1 protein-coding gene and 1 rRNA gene are annotated in these 1,541 nt (G+C 64.1%); one reads left to right on the forward strand and one right to left on the reverse strand.

Features of this window, described 5'->3' with window-relative positions; translation table 11 throughout:
* A 16S ribosomal RNA gene (locus G584_RS0111225) occupies nucleotides 1-80 on the forward strand; the annotation flags it as partial.
* A 137-nt stretch (nucleotides 81-217) separates the two neighbouring features.
* On the opposite strand, the gene G584_RS0111230 is transcribed toward G584_RS0111225, so the two are convergent.
* The gene (locus G584_RS0111230) at nucleotides 218-1,432 is read right to left on the reverse strand and encodes a S8 family peptidase (RefSeq protein WP_028494671.1); all 1,215 of its coding nucleotides are present in this window, start codon (nucleotides 1,430-1,432) and stop codon (nucleotides 218-220) included.
* Nucleotides 1,433-1,541: the final 109 nt, after the last annotated feature.

A 1,541-nucleotide genomic window follows, 5' to 3' on the forward strand; every position in this document is an offset into this window, starting at 1 on the left:
CGCCGAGGGTAGGGCCCGTGACTGGGGCGAAGTCGTAACAAGGTAGCTGTACCGGAAGGTGCGGCTGGATCACCTCCTTTCTAAGGAGCATTCAAGCCCATTCCTGCGCTTTCAAGATCCCTTGGTCCAAGCCGGTGCGCCCCCCATAGGGGGTTTTCTTTTTGCCCACGGGAAAACCAGCCCCCGCCCTAGGGCGGGGGTTTTTCCATAGGGGGGGCTAGAACCCCCTCACGTTCAGGAAGGGCTCAGGGTGCGGATTTCCCGAGGTGTTTTGCCAGCTGGCCGTGCTTTCGGCGTTCTGGAGGAGGGCCTGCTTCACCTGGGCCGGGGTGTAGCTGGGGTAGTGGGAAAGCACCAAGGCGGCGGCCCCGGCCACATGGGGGCTGGCCATGGAGGTGCCGCTGAGGGTGTTGTAGCCACTGCTCGAGGAGTTCCAGGTGGAGAGGATGGAAACTCCCGGGGCGGCGAGGTCCACGTCGGGGCCGTAGTTAGACCAGGAGGGCCAGTCGTCCTGGCTGTTGGTGGCGCTTACGGTGATGACCTCGTCGTAGGCGGCGGGAATGTGGTTGGCGGCGTTGTCGCCCTCGTTGCCGGCGGCCGCCACCACGGTGATCCGGTAGTCGCACACCGCCTTCTGGATGACGTTGTGGAAGGCGTTGGTGGAGCGGGTGCTGGGGCAGTACTGGCCATCCTGGTCATCGGTGCCGCTTCCTCCCAGACTCAAGTTGATGACCTTGGGCTTGCCCCCGTTGTTGTGGGCGATGGCCCAATCGATTCCCTTTACGACATCGCTGAGGCTGCCTGAGCCGGACCGCGAGAGGACCTTCACCGCCCAAAGCTCGGCGGCGGGGGCCACGCCTAAGACGCCCACGTTGTTGTTCACTGCAGCCGCGGTTCCCGCCACATGGGTGCCGTGGCCGTTGTCATCGTCGTAGGCGGTTTTGCACTTGCCCCGGCACTTCACCACCGCGTAGCCTCCCATCAGGTTGGTGAGGTCCTCATGGCCCACCTTGATGCCGGTGTCCACCACATACACGGAGACGTTGGCCCCCTTGGCGGTGGTGGTGGGGGCGCCGATACGATCCACTCCCCAAGGGATGGTTTGGGCGTAGGCCCTGACCTCTTGGTCCGGGGTCAGGGCGTAGACCCTGGGGTCCTGGGCCAGGCGCTGGGCTTGGGCAGGGGTGAGGTTGCGGAGAATCACAGCCCCCAGGGCCTCGAGGCGGTCCTCCACGGGGATGGAAAGGCCGTGGGCCCTTTCCAAAGCGGCAAGGCGTTCGGAGAAACGGGCGGGAAGCGTGGGCGAGGCCGTGGGCTCCAGGATGGCGATGTAGGTCTGGCCCGCTTCCCTAAAGGCTTGGGGTTGCACCGTGGCCTGTTGCTGACAGGCGGCTAGGACTAAAAGGCTTAAGGCGAGGATCAGCTTCCGCATATCTCCTCCGCGGGATACGTTTGCAACTCTACGCCCGGGGTCGTGTCAAGAGTTATGTGTAAGAGTCTGTGTACGGGGGGCATACCGCTCCTGAAGCATCTTCTCCAGC

Origin of the sequence: Thermus antranikianii DSM 12462, assembly GCF_000423905.1 — a bacterium.
Lineage (GTDB): Bacteria > Deinococcota > Deinococci > Deinococcales > Thermaceae > Thermus > Thermus antranikianii.

What these genes read in the sequence shown, in the direction of transcription:
- G584_RS0111230 (WP_028494671.1), bottom strand. Translation starts at nt 1,432, where the DNA reads ATGCGGAAGCTGATCCTCGCCTTAAGCCTTTTAGTCCTAGCCGCCTGT.